The 14,485-nt window shown below is 64.2% G+C and carries 16 protein-coding genes; 4 read left to right on the top strand and 12 right to left on the bottom strand.

The features are described from left to right. Positions 1–28: 28 nt before the first annotated feature. On the bottom strand, positions 29–343 hold the full coding sequence (gene hmuQ / locus FQU74_RS03675; RefSeq protein ID WP_146285075.1) for a heme-degrading protein HmuQ: 315 nt from the start codon (positions 341–343) through the stop codon (positions 29–31). A gap of 122 nt (positions 344–465) precedes the next feature. Here hmuQ and pth point away from each other — a divergent pair, with 122 nt between their 5' ends. Both pth and FQU74_RS03665 read left to right on the top strand, forming a co-directional pair. Beyond that, positions 466–1,161 carry an aminoacyl-tRNA hydrolase gene (gene pth / locus FQU74_RS03670; RefSeq protein ID WP_146285074.1) on the top strand — a complete coding sequence of 232 codons (696 nt, stop codon included), beginning with the start codon at positions 466–468 and terminating at the stop codon, positions 1,159–1,161. 30 nt (positions 1,162–1,191) lie between these two features. Further along, on the top strand, positions 1,192–2,352 hold the full coding sequence (locus FQU74_RS03665) for a serine hydrolase domain-containing protein (RefSeq protein WP_146285073.1): 1,161 nt from the start codon (positions 1,192–1,194) through the stop codon (positions 2,350–2,352). Between the two features lie 12 nt (positions 2,353–2,364). Here FQU74_RS03665 and trpB read toward each other — a convergent pair whose 3' ends face one another. From trpB to FQU74_RS03635, 6 genes are all read right to left on the bottom strand, one after another. Continuing rightward, the gene (gene trpB, locus FQU74_RS03660) at positions 2,365–3,597 is read right to left on the bottom strand and encodes a tryptophan synthase subunit beta (protein ID WP_146285072.1); all 1,233 of its coding nucleotides are present in this window, start codon (positions 3,595–3,597) and stop codon (positions 2,365–2,367) included. Between the two features lie 199 nt (positions 3,598–3,796). After that, positions 3,797–4,462, bottom strand: coding sequence for a phosphoribosylanthranilate isomerase (locus tag FQU74_RS03655; protein ID WP_146285071.1), 666 nt, complete (start codon positions 4,460–4,462; stop codon positions 3,797–3,799). A gap of 1 nt (position 4,463) precedes the next feature. After that, positions 4,464–4,817 carry a LapA family protein gene (locus FQU74_RS03650; RefSeq protein WP_308423073.1) on the bottom strand — a complete coding sequence of 118 codons (354 nt, stop codon included), beginning with the start codon at positions 4,815–4,817 and terminating at the stop codon, positions 4,464–4,466. 28 nt (positions 4,818–4,845) lie between these two features. Further along, a complete protein-coding gene (gene ihfB / locus FQU74_RS03645) occupies positions 4,846–5,130 on the bottom strand; it encodes an integration host factor subunit beta (protein WP_146285070.1) in 285 nt (94 codons plus the stop codon). A gap of 198 nt (positions 5,131–5,328) precedes the next feature. After that, a complete protein-coding gene (rpsA, locus tag FQU74_RS03640) occupies positions 5,329–7,014 on the bottom strand; it encodes a 30S ribosomal protein S1 (RefSeq protein WP_146285069.1) in 1,686 nt (561 codons plus the stop codon). 163 nt (positions 7,015–7,177) lie between these two features. Then, positions 7,178–7,738: a hypothetical protein gene (locus tag FQU74_RS03635; RefSeq protein WP_146285068.1), complete on the bottom strand. Its 561-nt coding sequence runs from the start codon at positions 7,736–7,738 to the stop codon at positions 7,178–7,180. Positions 7,739–7,916: 178 nt separating this feature from the next. Here FQU74_RS03635 and FQU74_RS03630 point away from each other — a divergent pair, with 178 nt between their 5' ends. After that, positions 7,917–8,105 (top strand): hypothetical protein, encoded by a 189-nt coding sequence (locus FQU74_RS03630; RefSeq protein ID WP_146285067.1) that lies wholly within the window; start codon positions 7,917–7,919, stop codon positions 8,103–8,105. Here FQU74_RS03630 and FQU74_RS03625 read toward each other — a convergent pair whose 3' ends face one another. The 5 genes from FQU74_RS03625 to trmB form a co-directional block, all read right to left on the bottom strand. Then, a complete protein-coding gene (locus tag FQU74_RS03625; RefSeq protein ID WP_146285066.1) occupies positions 8,106–8,714 on the bottom strand; it encodes a (d)CMP kinase in 609 nt (202 codons plus the stop codon). After that, positions 8,711–9,703: an ATP-grasp fold amidoligase family protein gene (locus tag FQU74_RS03620; RefSeq protein WP_146285065.1), complete on the bottom strand. Its 993-nt coding sequence runs from the start codon at positions 9,701–9,703 to the stop codon at positions 8,711–8,713. The genes FQU74_RS03625 and FQU74_RS03620 overlap by 4 nt, the downstream gene beginning before the upstream one ends. Beyond that, positions 9,700–11,046, bottom strand: a complete 1,347-nt coding sequence (gene aroA, locus FQU74_RS03615) for a 3-phosphoshikimate 1-carboxyvinyltransferase (protein ID WP_146285064.1) — start codon at positions 11,044–11,046, stop codon at positions 9,700–9,702. Before aroA ends, FQU74_RS03620 begins: the two co-directional genes overlap by 4 nt. Positions 11,047–11,140: 94 nt before the next feature. After that, positions 11,141–12,199, bottom strand: a complete 1,059-nt coding sequence (locus tag FQU74_RS03610; protein WP_146285063.1) for an amidohydrolase family protein — start codon at positions 12,197–12,199, stop codon at positions 11,141–11,143. A 78-nt stretch (positions 12,200–12,277) separates the two neighbouring features. Further along, positions 12,278–12,985, bottom strand: coding sequence for a tRNA (guanine(46)-N(7))-methyltransferase TrmB (gene trmB, locus FQU74_RS03605; protein WP_146285062.1), 708 nt, complete (start codon positions 12,983–12,985; stop codon positions 12,278–12,280). 129 nt (positions 12,986–13,114) lie between these two features. On the opposite strand from trmB, the gene FQU74_RS03600 reads away from it, so the two are divergent. Continuing rightward, positions 13,115–14,482, top strand: a complete 1,368-nt coding sequence (locus FQU74_RS03600) for an aspartate aminotransferase family protein (RefSeq protein ID WP_146285061.1) — start codon at positions 13,115–13,117, stop codon at positions 14,480–14,482. Positions 14,483–14,485: the final 3 nt, after the last annotated feature.

The following is a 14,485-nucleotide window of genomic DNA, read 5'->3' as shown; positions in this document are numbered from 1 at the left end:
TGGATCTTCCCGCCGCGCCCTTTTTCTATCAGGCGCCGATATGCTGGACCGAGGAGAAGACCTCCAACTGCGGATGGCCGGCATAGATCTCGCCATGCCCACCCGCACCAGCATGGGCCATGCGGAACGCCTCGGATTTGGTCCAGGTGACAAAATCCGCTTCTGACTGCCAAGCCGTATGCGAGGCATAGAGCGTATGATCGTCGGTCGTGGCGCCCTTCATCAGGTGAAAAGAGATGAAGCCCGGCACACTGGGCAACTGGCTGTCGCGGCTTTTCCAGACAGCTTCGAACGTGGCCTCTTGGCCGGGTTTCACCTTGAAACGGTTCATGGTCAGATACATCGGCGTCCCTCATGTCTTGCGATGTGGCAGGTGACGCTGGATGGCTGCAGGCTTGCTGTCTGGCGTTGCGCGCAAATTCGGGGCAGAAAGGGCGCGGGTCAAGTGGCGAAGGAATGCTGCGCATGAAACTGTGGGTCGGTCTGGGCAATCCGGGGGCGAAATACGCCGGAAACCGGCACAACATCGGCTTCATGGCGCTCGATCGTATCGCATCGGACCATGGCTTCACCCCCTGGCGTCGCGCATTTCAGGGGCTGTCAGCCGAGGGACGCTTCGGATCGGAAAAGGTGGTGCTTCTGAAGCCCGAGACCTTCATGAACCTTTCGGGTCAGGCGGTGGGAGAGGCGCTGCGCTTCTACAAGCTGACCCCGGCCGATGTCACCGTGTTCCATGACGAGCTGGACCTCGCGCCCGGCCGCATCCGTGCCAAGACAGGTGGCGGCCATGCCGGACATAACGGGCTGCGTTCCATCCACGCCCATATCGGCGAGGCCTATCACCGCATCCGTCTTGGCATCGGCCACCCCGGCCACAAGGACGCGGTATCGGCCTATGTGCTGCATGATTTTGCCAAGGCCGATCAGGACTGGCTCGATGACCTGCTGCGCGGCATCTCGGACGGTGCGGCCGATCTGGCAGCCGGAGATTCGGCCCGTTTCCTGAACGCGGTCGCCCTGCGCACCGCGCCGCCGCGCCCCTCGACGGGAACCGGACGTCCCACCGCAGAGACAAGCCCCGCGAAGGCGCCCCCTGACGCGACGGAACAGTCCCCCGACACGCGCAGCGCGCTGCAAAAGCTGGCAGACCGTTTCCGCTGACGCCATCCTCCGGGTCAGGGAGATTGAACCATGCGCCGTATCGCGAAAATTCTGGGCATCCTTCTTGTGATCCTCGCCGCTGCCGCCCTTTGGAAGCGCGACGAGATTGCCCGTCTGCATGCCGTCTTGACCTTGTTCGAGCCGGACCGGATCGTGCAGAACTTCAGCCACATGGACCGGGCCTTCCATTCCGTGCCCATCCCGCGCGGCGATGCGCCCCCCCTCCCCCTGCCCGCAGGCGCGCCGTTCGCGTTGCCAGCCTGGGCGCAGGAATGGGTGGCGCAGCGCCAGATCACCGGGCTTGTCCTGCTGCAGGACGGCAAGCTGCGGCACGAAAGCTACCACCTCGGCACCGGCCCGGATGATCGCCGGATCAGTTGGTCCGTCGCCAAGAGCTTTCTGTCGGCCCTGCTGGGCACGCTTGTCGCAGAGGGTGCGATCGACCTCGACCAGCCGGTTGACCATTACGCCCCTGAGCTTGCCGGGTCGGCCTATGCCGGGGCAACCGTGCGCGATGTTGCGCGCATGGCATCGGGTGTGGCTTTCGATGAGGCCTATCTTGATTTCTGGAGCGACATCAACCGCATGGGCCGCACGCTCGCCCTCGGTGGATCGATGGACGGCTTTGCCGCCGGGATTGCCGATCGGGCTGGCCCACCGGGCGAGATCTGGCGCTATGTCTCGATCGACACCCATGTGCTCGGCATGGCGATCCGCGGCGCCACCGGGCGCGACATCGTCTCGCTGATGTCCGAACGGATCATTCAGCCTCTGGGGCTGGAATCCGAGCCGCTCTATCTGACCGATGGCTATGCCGAGCCCTTCGTGCTGGGCGGGCTGAACATGCCGACCCGCGACTACGCCCGGATGGGAGAGCTCTTTCGCCTCCACGGGCGCATCGGCAATCGCCAGATCGTGCCGCAAGACTGGGTCATGCTTTCAACCCAGCCGCAGATCGATACGCCTCCTGACGCCATGGGTTATGGCTATCAGTGGTGGATCCCTCAGGGGGCAGAGGTCGGAGAGTTTCTGGCGCAGGGCGTTTATGGACAGTTCATCTACGTAAACCGCCGCGTGGGCGTCACAATCGCCGTGAACGCCGCAGATCGCGCATTCACCGAACCGGGTGTCGAGGCGCAGAATGTGGCCACCCTGCGCCGTCTGGCACTTGCACTGACGGTATCGGACTGACGCCCGACCCGATCAGATCTTCATGTCAAAGCCAAGGTGCTTGGCCACGGTGAAGATGTCCTTGTCGCCCCGGCCACACATGTTCATGACAATGATGTGGTCGCTGGGCAGCGTCGGCGCGATCTTGATCACATGGGCCAAGGCATGGCTGGGCTCCAGCGCGGGGATGATGCCTTCAAGCTTGCAGCACAGCTGGAAGGCATCAAGCGCCTCGGCATCAGTGATGCTGACATATTCGGCGCGCCCCGTATCATGCAGCCAGGCATGTTCCGGTCCGATCCCCGGATAGTCGAGCCCGGCCGAAATCGAGAAGCCTTCGAGGATCTGCCCGTCAGGGTCTTGCAGCAGGTAGGTGCGGTTACCGTGCAGCACGCCCGGACGCCCGCCTGTCAGGCTGGCGCAGTGCTGCATCCGGTCATCGACGCCCTTGCCACCCGCCTCGACCCCGATGATACGGACCGAAGGATCGTCGAGGAAGGGGAAGAACAGCCCCATGGCGTTCGAGCCGCCACCGATGGCCGCGATCACGGTATCGGGCAGGCGTCCCTCGCCCTCCTGCTCGGCCAATTGCCAGCGGACCTCCTTGCCGATGATCGACTGGAAGTCGCGCACCATCGCCGGGTAAGGATGCGGTCCCGCGACGGTACCGATGCAATAGAATGTGTCGCGCACATTGGTCACCCAATCGCGCAGCGCGTCGTTCATAGCGTCTTTCAGCGTGCCACGGCCCGAGGTGACCGGGACGACCTCGGCGCCCAGCAGGCGCATGCGGAAGACGTTGGGCGCCTGCCGCTCCACATCGTGGGCGCCCATGTAAACCACGCACTTCAGACCAAAGCGCGCACAGACGGTGGCCGTCGCCACGCCATGCTGTCCCGCGCCGGTCTCCGCGATGATGCGGGTCTTGCCCATGCGGCGGGCAAGGATGATCTGGCCCAGCACGTTGTTGATCTTGTGTGCGCCCGTGTGGTTCAACTCGTCGCGCTTGAGGTAGATCTTCGCGCCGCCCAGATGCTCGGTCAGCCGGGGCGCATAGTAAAGCGGCGAGGGGCGGCCGACGTAATGCTTCCACAGATCGTCCATCTCGGCCCAGAAGGTCGGGTCGGTCTTGGCGAAGTCGTATTGCGCCTCAAGCTCCAGGATCAACGGCATCAGGGTTTCGCTGACGAAACGCCCACCAAAGATACCAAAGCGACCCTGCTCGTCGGGCCCCGTCATGAAGCTGTTGATCCCGTCCTCGGCCATGGCGTCCCCCTGCTAGCGTTGCCCCGATGTAGCGCGGTTGGGGGGCGGGGAAAAGGGGGCTGTCTGCCCCCTCGCCCGTTCCGGGCTCACCCCCGAGGATATTTGGCAAAGGAAAGCCCACAGCCCCGCTTTCTTCTTTTCAAAAGTATCCTCGGGGGAGGCCCGAAGGGCCGTGGGGGCAGACAGCCCCCGCCCCCGCTCAGCCAGGCATGCGAAAGCCGGTCGCGCCAAAGGCGGCGCGGGTAAAGGCTGCGATGCGCGCAGGGTCCTTGACGCCCGGCGCGCTTTCCACGCCGGACGAGACGTCGACCTGACGCGCATTGGTCAGGCGGATGGCCTCGGCCACATTCTCTGGCGTCAGGCCACCTGCGAGCATCCAGGGCCGAAGCCAGCGGCGCTGTGCGACCAATCGCCAGTCAAACGACAGGCCGTTGCCCCCCGGCAGCACGGCTGTCTTCGGCGGCTTTGCGTCGATCAGAAGTTGGTCCGCGACGGTGGAGTAGTCAAAGATCGCGGCTAGATCTCCTTCGTCCGCAACGCCGACCGCCTTCATCACCGGCAAGCCATAGCGCGAGCGCACCTCGGCCACCCGGTCGGGGGTTTCGTGCCCATGCAACTGGAGCATGTCGAGCGGAACCACCTCGATGATCTCATCAAGCGCCGCGTCATCGGCATCAACCGTAAGGGCCACCTTGGCAAGCCCGACCGGCGCCGCAAACGCCATGTCGCGCGCCTGCTGGAGCGTCACATGGCGAGGGCTCCTTTCAAAGAAGACGAAGCCCGCATAGGCGGCCCCGGCATCTGCCACTGCCTGAATGTCGGCCGGCGTGCGCAGGCCGCAGATCTTGACGCGAATCTCCGCCATGTCAGGACTTCTTGTCGAGGATCGCCAGAACGTCGTCCTGAACCTCGCCCTTGGCGTCGCGCATCGCCGCCAGCTCTCGCTGCAGGCGGCGCGCCTCTGCGGCCTTGGTGCCAGCCTCGGACCGGTAACGATGCTCGCGCAGCCATTCCCAGACAAAGCCGATCAGCAGACCGACGGCGATCCCGCCGAAGATGACGGCAAAGAGCGGCAGGTTGATCTGCCAGTTCATCCCGACCACCGCCGCGATGTCATCAGGTAGCGCGCGTAGGGTGACAGGTGCGCGGTTGGCAATGGCCAATGTCAGCAGGCAAAGCGCAGTGACCGCCAGCAAGGCGTAACGCAAGTATTTCAGCATCGGGGCCGCAGCCTCCCTTCCCGCCGGATCAGGCCTTGCCGTTCAGCCGATCGCGCAAAAGCTTGCCGGTCTTGAAGAAGGGCACCTTCTTGTCCTCGACATCGACAGCCTCACCCGTGCGCGGGTTGCGACCGGTGCGGGCCTCACGCTCTTTGACCGAGAACGCGCCGAAGCCACGCAGCTCGACGCGCTCACCGCGCGACAGAGCCTCGATGATCTCTTCGAACACCGTGTTCACGATCCGCTCGACATGACGCTGTGTCAGGTGCGGATTTTCGTCCGCGATCTTTTGAATGAGTTCCGAACGGATCATTCGCTGAGTCCCCCCCGGGGCTGGTGGCTTCGGCCCGCGCTCTTGTTGTTCTAGGACTATAAGCAAGAATTGCCGGGGCACAAAAGGAAAAGCCGTGCAATCGCGGGAACTTGGCACTGCAGCATGGCAGAATCCCGCCGCAAATGGCACAGGCCCCGCCGTTTGGCGGGGCCTGCTTCGTTATTCCAGCCTTGCGGATCAGCCGCGGTCAGAGCCTTTCAGCGCCGCACCGAGGATGTCGCCCAGTGACGCGCCCGAATCGGACGAGCCATACTGCTCGACGGCTTCCTTCTCTTCGGCGATTTCCTTGGCCTTGATCGACAGGCCCAGACGGCGGGTCTTGGCGTCGACATTGGTCACGCGGGCATCGACCTTGTCACCAACCTGGAAGCGCTCGGGGCGCTGGTCGGCACGGTCGCGGGCCAGGTCCGAACGACGGATGAAGGACTTCATGCCGTTGTATTCGACCTCGATGCCGCCATCTTCGATCGCGGTCACGGTGCAGGTGATGACCGAGCCACGCTTCACGCCGTCAACGGCATCCGAGAAGGTGTCGTCGCCCAGAGCCTTGATCGAGAGCGAGATGCGCTCTTTCTCGATGTCCACCTCGGTGACAGCGGCCTTGACCACGTCGCCTTTGCGGTAGTTCTGGATGGCTTCCTCGCCACGCTGGTCCCACGACAGGTCCGAAAGGTGAACCATGCCGTCGATGTCGTTCTCAAGACCGATGAACAGACCGAATTCGGTGATGTTCTTGACCTCGCCCTCGATCGCGGTGCCAACCGGGTGCGATTCGGCAAAGACTTCCCACGGATTGCGTTGGGTCTGCTTCAGGCCCAGCGACACGCGGCGCTTGGCGCTGTCGATTTCCAGAACCATGACGTCCACCTCTTGCGAGGTCGAGACGATCTTGCCGGGGTGCACGTTCTTCTTGGTCCAGGACATTTCCGAAACGTGAACCAGACCTTCGACGCCGGCTTCGAGCTCCACGAAGGCGCCGTAGTCGGTGATGTTGGTCACGCGGCCCTTGTGGACCGAGCTGATCGGATAGGCGCGCTCGACGGCATCCCACGGATCCGACTGCAGCTGCTTCATGCCGAGGCTGATGCGGTGGGTTTCCTTGTTGATCTTGATGACCTGAACCTTGACGGTCTCGCCGATCGACAGGATTTCCGACGGGTGGTTGACGCGGCGCCAGGCCATGTCGGTGACGTGCAGCAGGCCGTCAACGCCGCCCAGGTCAACGAAGGCACCGTATTCGGTGATGTTCTTGACCACGCCATCCACGGTCTGCCCTTCGGACAGGTTCGAGATGACTTCGGCGCGCTGTTCAGCACGCGATTCTTCCAGGATCGCACGGCGCGACACGACGATGTTGCCGCGACGACGGTCCATCTTCAGGATCTGGAAGGGCTGCTTGATGCCCATCAGCGGGCCTGCGTCGCGCACCGGACGGACGTCCACTTGCGAACCCGGCAGGAAGGCGACGGCGCCGCCCAGATCGACAGTGAAGCCACCCTTGACGCGGCCGAAGATCGCACCGTCGACGCGGGTTTCGTTGGCGTATGCTTTTTCCAGACGGTCCCACGCTTCTTCGCGGCGGGCCTTGTCACGGCTGATGACGGCTTCGCCACGGGCGTTTTCGACGCGGTCCAGATAGACCTCGACTTCGTCGCCGACGTTGATCGAGGGCGCTTCGCCGGGATTTGCGAATTCTTTCAGGTCGACGCGGCCTTCCATCTTGTAGCCGACGTCGATGATGGCCTGGCCCGCCTCGATGGCGATGACGCGGCCTTTGACAACAGTACCCTCTTCGGGGGTGTCAATCTCGAAGCTTTCCTTCAGGAGGGCTTCGAATTCTTCCATGGATGCTTTAGCGCACATATGCAGTCAGTTCCTTTTCATGGTTTTCTGGCCATGCGGTTGGCTCCGCCGGTCTTTGGTGGCCCCGCAATGAAAAAACAGCCCGGAAAACCGGGCGAGTCCTATCGGGATGGGCGGCTTCTAGCGGCTTTGGCCCTGCGGGGCAAGCAAAACAAGACCCCGATCAGCCACAGGAGAAGGTGTAAAGCCGCCTCGAGGTGGGAAGATCGGGCCAGCCATCCAGCGGGCGATCTACGGGCTCGGCCCGGTCGATCTGCGCCTGCCACCCCTGACAGACGGCCAGCGGCGCCTCGACGACCGCAAGGGTGGCTCCCCCATCGGGAAGGATGGTGATCAGATGCCCGTTGCGTTTTGCACGGCCCGTAATGGCGAAGTCGAGCGGCCCGATCTCGGTGATCCGGGTGTCGGGCCCAAAAAGGTTGGTCTCATCGCGCCAGTCGCGCCCGACGGCGATCCGCAGCCTGAACTGCCCGGGCGGCAGCAGCACACGGAACATCGCGCCGCCCTTGCCGAAGGCGCGCATGACCTCGGCTCCGGTCTTGTCGTCAGTCACATCGACCAGGATGCTCAGCGCGTCGGGGCTGCGGATATGCAGGGGCAATGTCCGCGGCAGCGTCGTTGAAACCCGAAGGATGCCCGGCTCAGGCGGGGCAGCACCCAGTTGCAGCGCAAGGCCTGACACCAGCGCCGCAAGCAAGAGGCCAGCAAGGAAACGACGCGTCATCGGCACCCCTCCGTCAGTGTACCAGTCTGCGCCCAACCAAGGTTCGAGGCAAGCCGCTGACCCCGCACGGCTTGCGCCATCTGCATGGCGGGCATGCAGCTTTCCGCGTTGCGGCATAACCCACAGACACCCATGTTTGCAGGGCGCAACAAGGCGCAGATGAGAAAGGTTCAGACCAATGAGCTATGTCCAGCACACCCAAGCCGCCTCGCAAGGTTTCCACCTTGTCGCAGCCCTGTGGACTTCGCTGGCCGTGATCGGCGCCGCCATCCGGGCCGCCGCCGCCGTTGAAAGCCGCGTCATTCCGACGAATGCCGACCTTCAGACCTTGGGCATCAACCCCCAGGCCTTCCCCAAGAAGTTCTGATCACGACTGACGTGCCAGCGCGGCCTTGACTGCCGCGCAGGCCACCGCCACGGCCTCATCCGCGCTCAATTCGGATGTGTCCAGCGTCACCGCATCGGATGCGGGCCTTAGCGGAGCGTCTGCGCGTCCCATGTCGCGCGCGTCGCGCTCGCGTACTTCCACCAGAACATCCGCGAGAGACTTGGGTGCTGCATCGCCCCCAAGTTCCAGCCAGCGCCTCCGCGCGCGCACTTCCGCGCTGGCGGTCACAAAGAGCTTCACCTCTGCCTCAGGGCAGATAACGGTGCCGATATCGCGCCCGTCCAACACCGCCCCTCCCTCGCGCCGCGCAAATTGCCGCTGAAACTCCAACAGCGCAGCTCGCACCTCGGGGATCACCGCGACGCGGCTGGCGGCCTGACCGGCCTCAAGTGTTCTCAGATCTTCGCGCATCATGTCCGCTGGCGTCAGGCTGCGCGCGGCGTGGACCGGATCGCCCCCCTTCACCCCAACCGCACGATAGAGCGCACCGGTATCGAGATGAGCAAAGCCGAAGCGTTCTGCCACAGCGCGCGAGATCGTGCCCTTGCCGGCAGCCGCCGGTCCATCGATCGCCACGGTAAAGATCATTGCTGCCCCGCCCCTTTTCCGGCCCGGCCCTCGGCGGGCGCATTGGCTTTGTTCTGCCCGGCCCTTCGCGGCAGGGTCCACATCGCCCCGAGTTGCCGGTCATAGCGGCGGGGATGAAATGGGGTTAGCCCGCTGCCACGATAAACCGTCAGCTCATTCAGGGCAAAGCGATCGGTCGTGTAAAGAAAATCGACGCGAATAAAATCCAACCCCCGCGACAGCTCTTCGGCGATGGCGATCATCTGGTCCAGTTGAGCCGGGCGCGGAGCCTCGGTCAGCTCTCCCTTGACGCGCATCCGCATGGGAATGGGCTGCCAGTCTGGTGTCATGAAAATCTCGGAATGCGACCCGAAGCGGTCATGGTCCAGCTGCAGATGGCGGCATTTTCCCTTGAACATCCAAAGCTTGATGTCGTCTGCCACGCGTCCGTCCGGCGTCAGCAGCAGCTCTTCGGCGATGATGCGGGGGGTGATACCCCAATAGGCCCATTCCTGCTTGCGCCAGCCATAGCGCTGTCGCAGCCAGCCACGCAGCTGGCGCAAGATGGCGGGATAATCTGGCGTATCGCCCGAACGCAGAAACACGTTCCACCCGGTTCCGTGGTTGGCCTTGAAGACGACCGGCGTACCAAACTGGCGCAGCCATGCCTCGGTCGGGCGCATCGTCACCCCAAGAAGGCGCGGGAACAGAGCGTCTGCACGATCCTTTCCAAGCCGCTTCGCCACATACCCCCGCACGGCATATTTGTCGGCAAGCGTACGGTAGAGCGGACGGCGATCGTGGATCTTCCGCCACTGGACCTTTTCGTTCATCGTCTTCGGGGCATCGAGGTTCAGATCGTACCCCAGACGCTTGCGGAACTGGTTGTGCAGACGCGGATATCCGCGCCGGGCATCCCACCAGGCCAGAAGCTCGTCCCGACGGTCGGCGGGAGAGCGGTTCAGCATCAGCCATCCCCGGCGCAATGCACGCCGCAACAGATCTTTCATCCGCGCTCCAGCGTTGCCCCAAGCCCACTCATCAAGGCTTCAAAGATCGGGAACGAGGTAACGATGGGCGAGGCGTCATCAACCGAGACCGGCTTTTGCGCCGCCATGCCGGCCACCAGAAAGCTCATCGCGATGCGGTGGTCGAGGTGGGTCTTCGCGGTCGCGCCACCCGGCATCCCGCCTGCCCCCATGCCATGCACGATCAGCGTATCCTCATCCTCTTCGATCCTGACGCCACAGGCCTCAAGCCCACGGGCCATAGCGTCGATCCGGTCGGATTCCTTGACGCGCAGCTCCTTGACGCCGCGCATCACGGTCGGGCCTTCGGCGAAAGCCGCGACGACCGACAGGATCGGATATTCGTCGATCATGCTGGGCGCGCGTTCCGGCGGCACCTCGATGCCCTTCATGCTGCCCGAGAAGCGCACGCGCAGGTCCGCGACCGGCTCACCGCCCTCTTCGCGGGGGTCGAGAAACTCGATCTCGGCGCCCATCTCGACCAGCGTGAGGTAAAGACCATTGCGCGTCAGGTTTTGGCTGACGCCGGGCACCAGAATGTCAGATCCCTCAACGATCAGCGCCGCACAGACCGGAAAGGCGGCGGAGCTTGGGTCGCGCGGCACGGCCACTGTCTGGGGCCGCAATTCCGGCCGCCCCTTCAGAGTGATGACATGGCCTTCGGGGCCGCGTTCGACATTCAGTTCCGCACCGAAGCCGACAAGCATCCGTTCCGAATGGTCGCGCGTCGGTTCGCGCTCGATCACCACCGTCTCGCCCGGCGCATTGAGGCCAGCAAGCAGCACGGCGGACTTCACCTGGGCACTGGCGACCGGCAAGGCATAGCGCACAGGCACCGGATTTGCCGCCCCCACAATCGTCATCGGCAACCGTCCACCCTGGCGTCCGTAGGCCCGCGCGCCAAACAGCGCGAGCGGATCGGTGACGCGGCCCATCGGGCGCTTGCGCAAGCTTGCGTCACCTGTGAAGGTCGCGGTCATCGCCGTCGTGGCCATGGTGCCCATGATGAGGCGCACACCGGTGCCCGAGTTACCACAATCAATCACATCGGCAGGTTCGCGAAAGCCGCCAACCCCAACGCCATGCACCGACCACGCACCCGGCCCGTGCTGCGTCACCTCAGCCCCGAAGGCGCGCATGGCCTTGGCGGTATCAAGCACATCCTGCCCTTCCAGAAGGCCCGTGATCTTCGTCTCGCCCACGGCCATCGCACCGAAGATCAGCGCCCGGTGGCTGATCGACTTGTCACCGGGCACTGCGGCGGTGCCTTTCAGTGGGCCCGATTTGCGGGCAGTCATCGGTTGCGCGTCACCATGGCCGGACATCAGGCACTCCCTTTCAATCTTCGGCAATGGCGTTAGCGCAAGCGGCAGGTCCGGTCCAGCACCGCCCCCCGTTTTTGCCGAAAAATCACGTGAGCTAGGGGCGCTCACCCAGCCAGACCTCGGGGTTGACCTCGGCGATCTGCCGGAACAGTGCCTCCCCCAGCCCCGCGCGCAACCGCACCGAGGCCGCGCGTTCAGACAACGACTCCTGCCGCGTCATGTAGAAGTCCGACCCGAACAGCGTGCGCGACCGCACGCGGGGGTGATCAAGAAACATGCGCAGAAACGGTACAAAGGCGTCAGACTGAAAGAGAGTATAGGACACATCGCTCCACAGGTTCGGAAAGTCTCCGCTTTCGATCATCGCGCGCAGGCTGACCATGAAGTTCCCCTCGGTCGCGCCGGGGCGATAAGGGTCGATCCCTTCGGCGATATAGCTCTCCCAGTCGGACTGACCGCCGAAATGGGCAAGGTTCACCTGCATTGCTGGAAAGGCACGCAGGACGGGCGCAAAGGCCATGGGGGCCGAAAAGGCATCGGCCTGCTGGCGTGAGATCCGACCCGTCACCCCGCCGCGCGAGCAATGGCTGACCACGGCAAGCCCGCGCGCGTTCAGCATCGGATAGATCTCGCGCATCAGGACCGGATGGTCAGGCGCATAGCCGATCCGGGGGTAAAGCTTCAGGCCGCGAAACCCCAGATCCTCGATGCAGCGGCGCACCTCGTTCGCCGCACCGGGCAGGCGGGGATCGCAGGTGGCAAAGGGGATCACAAGGCCGGGCCAGGCCGCCGCCAACGCCGCCAGTTCATCATGCTGCGCAGCCAGATCGCGCGCGACGCGGCCATGCCCCATGCCCGCCATCTGCATGGGCAGCACCACGAACCGCGTGCCTTTGGGGTATTGCGCCACCAGCCGGGCAAAGATCTCGGCCTGCCGCCCGGATGCCGCATCCTGCTGAAAGCGGTAGAGGCGTCTCAGGGCTGCCGCAGCGCCCTCTTGCCCGAGAATCCGGGCACCAAGACACAGACCTCGGATCAGCCAGGGCCGGCGCTTGAATGGAACCAGCGCCAGATGCGGATAGCGCATCGGCACATCGGCGGCAGTAAAGGTATGGGTGTGGCAGTTCGTGATACGCAGCTTGGGCTCTGACATGGGCGCTCCGGGGCAAGATGCCCGGAGCCTTGCCCCCGTGCTGCAAACACCGGCCTAAGCCTGCGCGCGTTGCGCGGACTAGCCCTGTCGCCGGAAGGTCAGGTAATGCGGGAAGCGGCCCTCGCGCAGCGCCTTTTGCTCGTAGCGGGTCGAAATCCAGTCGGACCATTCGCCGCCCTGCCCGGTCTGTGACACCAGATCAAAACCCGCCTGCGGCACCTCTTCCAGCGTCTGGCGCACGTAGTCGGGAATGTCGGTCGCCACGCGGAACTCGGCCCCCGGCTTCATCGCGCGCGCCAGCAGTTGCAGATAGCCCGGCGTCACGAAACGGCGGCGATGATGGCGCGCCTTGGGCCATGGATCGGGGTAATTCAGAAAGCACTTGTCCAGGCAGGCGGCAGGCAGCACGTCGAACAGATCGCGCACGTCGCCGGGGTGGATCACCAGATTGTCGGCGCCCGCCGCGCGGATCTTGCCCAAGAGCATCGCGACGCCGTTCACAAAAGGCTCGCATCCAATCAGGAAGACCTCGGGATAGCGCGCGGCCATATGCACCAGATGCTCGCCGCCGCCAAAGCCGACCTCAAGCCATAGTGGTCGCCCGCCGGTCAGCGCCGCCACATCAAGAGGCGCGCGCGACGGATTGTCGGCCGCCGTCACACCGGGCAGCGTCAGACGCTCCAGATCCTCGGCCAGATACTGCTTCTGGCTGGCGCGCAGGGTCTTGCCATGCACACGGCCGTAAAAGTTGCGCCGTTCGGTCGGCTGGCTGGTCTCATCGGTCATCTGCGTCTCCGTCGCATCGGCGCAAGCCGCCTAACGGCACGCCTGTCCATCGTCAAGCACCGGACACATGCGATGGCTCTTGAATTTGATCAAATTAAGCCGCATAAGACCCGAAACCTCGGAGGTCCCATGCTCGACTCTGCCCTGATTGCCGGCGTGCGCCGCGACCGTCTTGATGCCATGAAAACACGCGAGGCGAAACGCTTTGCCAAAGGCCGCCCCCGCACGCAGGCGGCGCTTGCCGCGGGCAGCGACCGCTTCCTCGGTGGTGTGCCGATGCATTGGATGAAGGACTGGTCGATGCCCTTCCCGATGCTTGTGGCAAAGGCCAAGGGCGCGCACCTGACGGATATCGACGGGTTCGAGATCGACGATTTCTGCCTCGGCGATACCGGCTCGATGTTCGGCCATTCGCCCGAGCCGGTCGCCCGTGCCATTCGCCAACAGGCCCGGAACGGCCTGACCTACATGCTACCGACCGAGGCTGCGCTGCAGGCGGCGGCCCTGATGACCGAGATCTTCGGCGACTTCCAATGGCAGATCGCAACCACCGCGACCGACGCCAACCGCTGCGCGCTCAAGGTCGCCCGCGCGGTCACCGGACGGCGCAAGGTGCTGGTGTTCAACGGCTGCTACCACGGCACGCTGGACGACACGATGGTCGAGTTGCAGGACGGCAAGACGCAGGCGCGCCGGGGTCTGGTCGGACAGGCCTTCGACCTGACGCAGAGCGCGACGGCCGTCGAGTTCAACGATCTGAAGGGCGTCGAGGCCGCGCTCAAGACCGGCGAGATCGCCGCGATCCTGACCGAGCCTGTGATGACCAATTCCTGCATGGTCTTGCCAGATCCGGGCTTCCATGACGGGCTGCGCGCGCTTGCCAGCCAATATGGCGCCCTGCTGATCATCGACGAAACCCACACCATTTCCTCCGGTTACGGCGGATATACCCGCGTTCATGGCCTGAACCCCGATATCTTCGTCGTCGGCAAATGCGTGGCGGGTGGCATGCCCACGGCCCTCTGGGGTTTGCGTCCGGCCGTGGCCGAGCGCTTTGCTGCCTATGACGCCACGCGCGCCGCTGGCCATTCCGGTATGGGGACCACGCTTTCGGCAAACCCCATGCAGTTTGCCTGCCTGACGGCAAACCTGTCCGAAGTGATGACCCCCAAGGCCTATGCCCATATGGAAAAGGGTGCCGAGCGGCTGGCCCGGGGCCTGCAGAAGGTGATCGAGAAACACGGCGCCCCCTGGCATGTAGTGCGTGTGGGCGCGCGGGTTGAATTCATCTGCGCCCCCGGCCCGCTGAAGAACGGCACCGAAGCCGCCGCCGCGCATCAGCATGCGGTCGAGGCGGTCCTTCACACCGCGCTTCTAAACCGCGGCTGCCTGATCGCGCCCTTCCACAACATGATGCTCGTCAGCCCCGCAACGCGCAAAAAGCAGATCGACCGCCTGATCGCCGCCTTTGACGAAATCCTTACCGAACTGTTCTGAAAC

Origin of the sequence: Gemmobacter aquaticus, assembly GCF_007859075.1 — a bacterium.
GTDB classification, from domain to species: Bacteria; Pseudomonadota; Alphaproteobacteria; order Rhodobacterales; family Rhodobacteraceae; genus Gemmobacter; species Gemmobacter aquaticus.
The sequence above is the reverse complement of the archived record's forward strand: the minus strand, read 5'-3'. Positions and strand labels throughout refer to the sequence as shown.

Coding starts and splice junctions, on each gene's coding strand:
- FQU74_RS03665 (WP_146285073.1), top strand. CDS start 1,192: ATGCGCCGTATCGCGAAAATTCTGGGCATCCTTCTTGTGATCCTCGCC.
- FQU74_RS03625 (WP_146285066.1), bottom strand. CDS start 8,714: ATGATCTTTACCGTGGCGATCGATGGACCGGCGGCTGCCGGCAAGGGC.
- trmB (WP_146285062.1), bottom strand. CDS start 12,985: ATGACCGATGAGACCAGCCAGCCGACCGAACGGCGCAACTTTTACGGC.
- trpB (WP_146285072.1), bottom strand. CDS start 3,597: ATGGCCGAGGACGGGATCAACAGCTTCATGACGGGGCCCGACGAGCAG.
- aroA (WP_146285064.1), bottom strand. CDS start 11,046: ATGTCCGGCCATGGTGACGCGCAACCGATGACTGCCCGCAAATCGGGC.
- FQU74_RS03620 (WP_146285065.1), bottom strand. CDS start 9,703: ATGAAAGATCTGTTGCGGCGTGCATTGCGCCGGGGATGGCTGATGCTG.
- FQU74_RS03655 (WP_146285071.1), bottom strand. CDS start 4,462: ATGGCGGAGATTCGCGTCAAGATCTGCGGCCTGCGCACGCCGGCCGAC.
- hmuQ (WP_146285075.1), bottom strand. CDS start 343: ATGTATCTGACCATGAACCGTTTCAAGGTGAAACCCGGCCAAGAGGCC.
- FQU74_RS03635 (WP_146285068.1), bottom strand. CDS start 7,738: ATGACGCGTCGTTTCCTTGCTGGCCTCTTGCTTGCGGCGCTGGTGTCA.
- FQU74_RS03600 (WP_146285061.1), top strand. CDS start 13,115: ATGCTCGACTCTGCCCTGATTGCCGGCGTGCGCCGCGACCGTCTTGAT.
- FQU74_RS03630 (WP_146285067.1), top strand. CDS start 7,917: ATGAGCTATGTCCAGCACACCCAAGCCGCCTCGCAAGGTTTCCACCTT.
- ihfB (WP_146285070.1), bottom strand. CDS start 5,130: ATGATCCGTTCGGAACTCATTCAAAAGATCGCGGACGAAAATCCGCAC.
- pth (WP_146285074.1), top strand. CDS start 466: ATGAAACTGTGGGTCGGTCTGGGCAATCCGGGGGCGAAATACGCCGGA.
- FQU74_RS03610 (WP_146285063.1), bottom strand. CDS start 12,199: ATGTCAGAGCCCAAGCTGCGTATCACGAACTGCCACACCCATACCTTT.
- rpsA (WP_146285069.1), bottom strand. CDS start 7,014: ATGTGCGCTAAAGCATCCATGGAAGAATTCGAAGCCCTCCTGAAGGAA.
- FQU74_RS03650 (WP_308423073.1), bottom strand. CDS start 4,817: ATGCTGAAATACTTGCGTTACGCCTTGCTGGCGGTCACTGCGCTTTGC.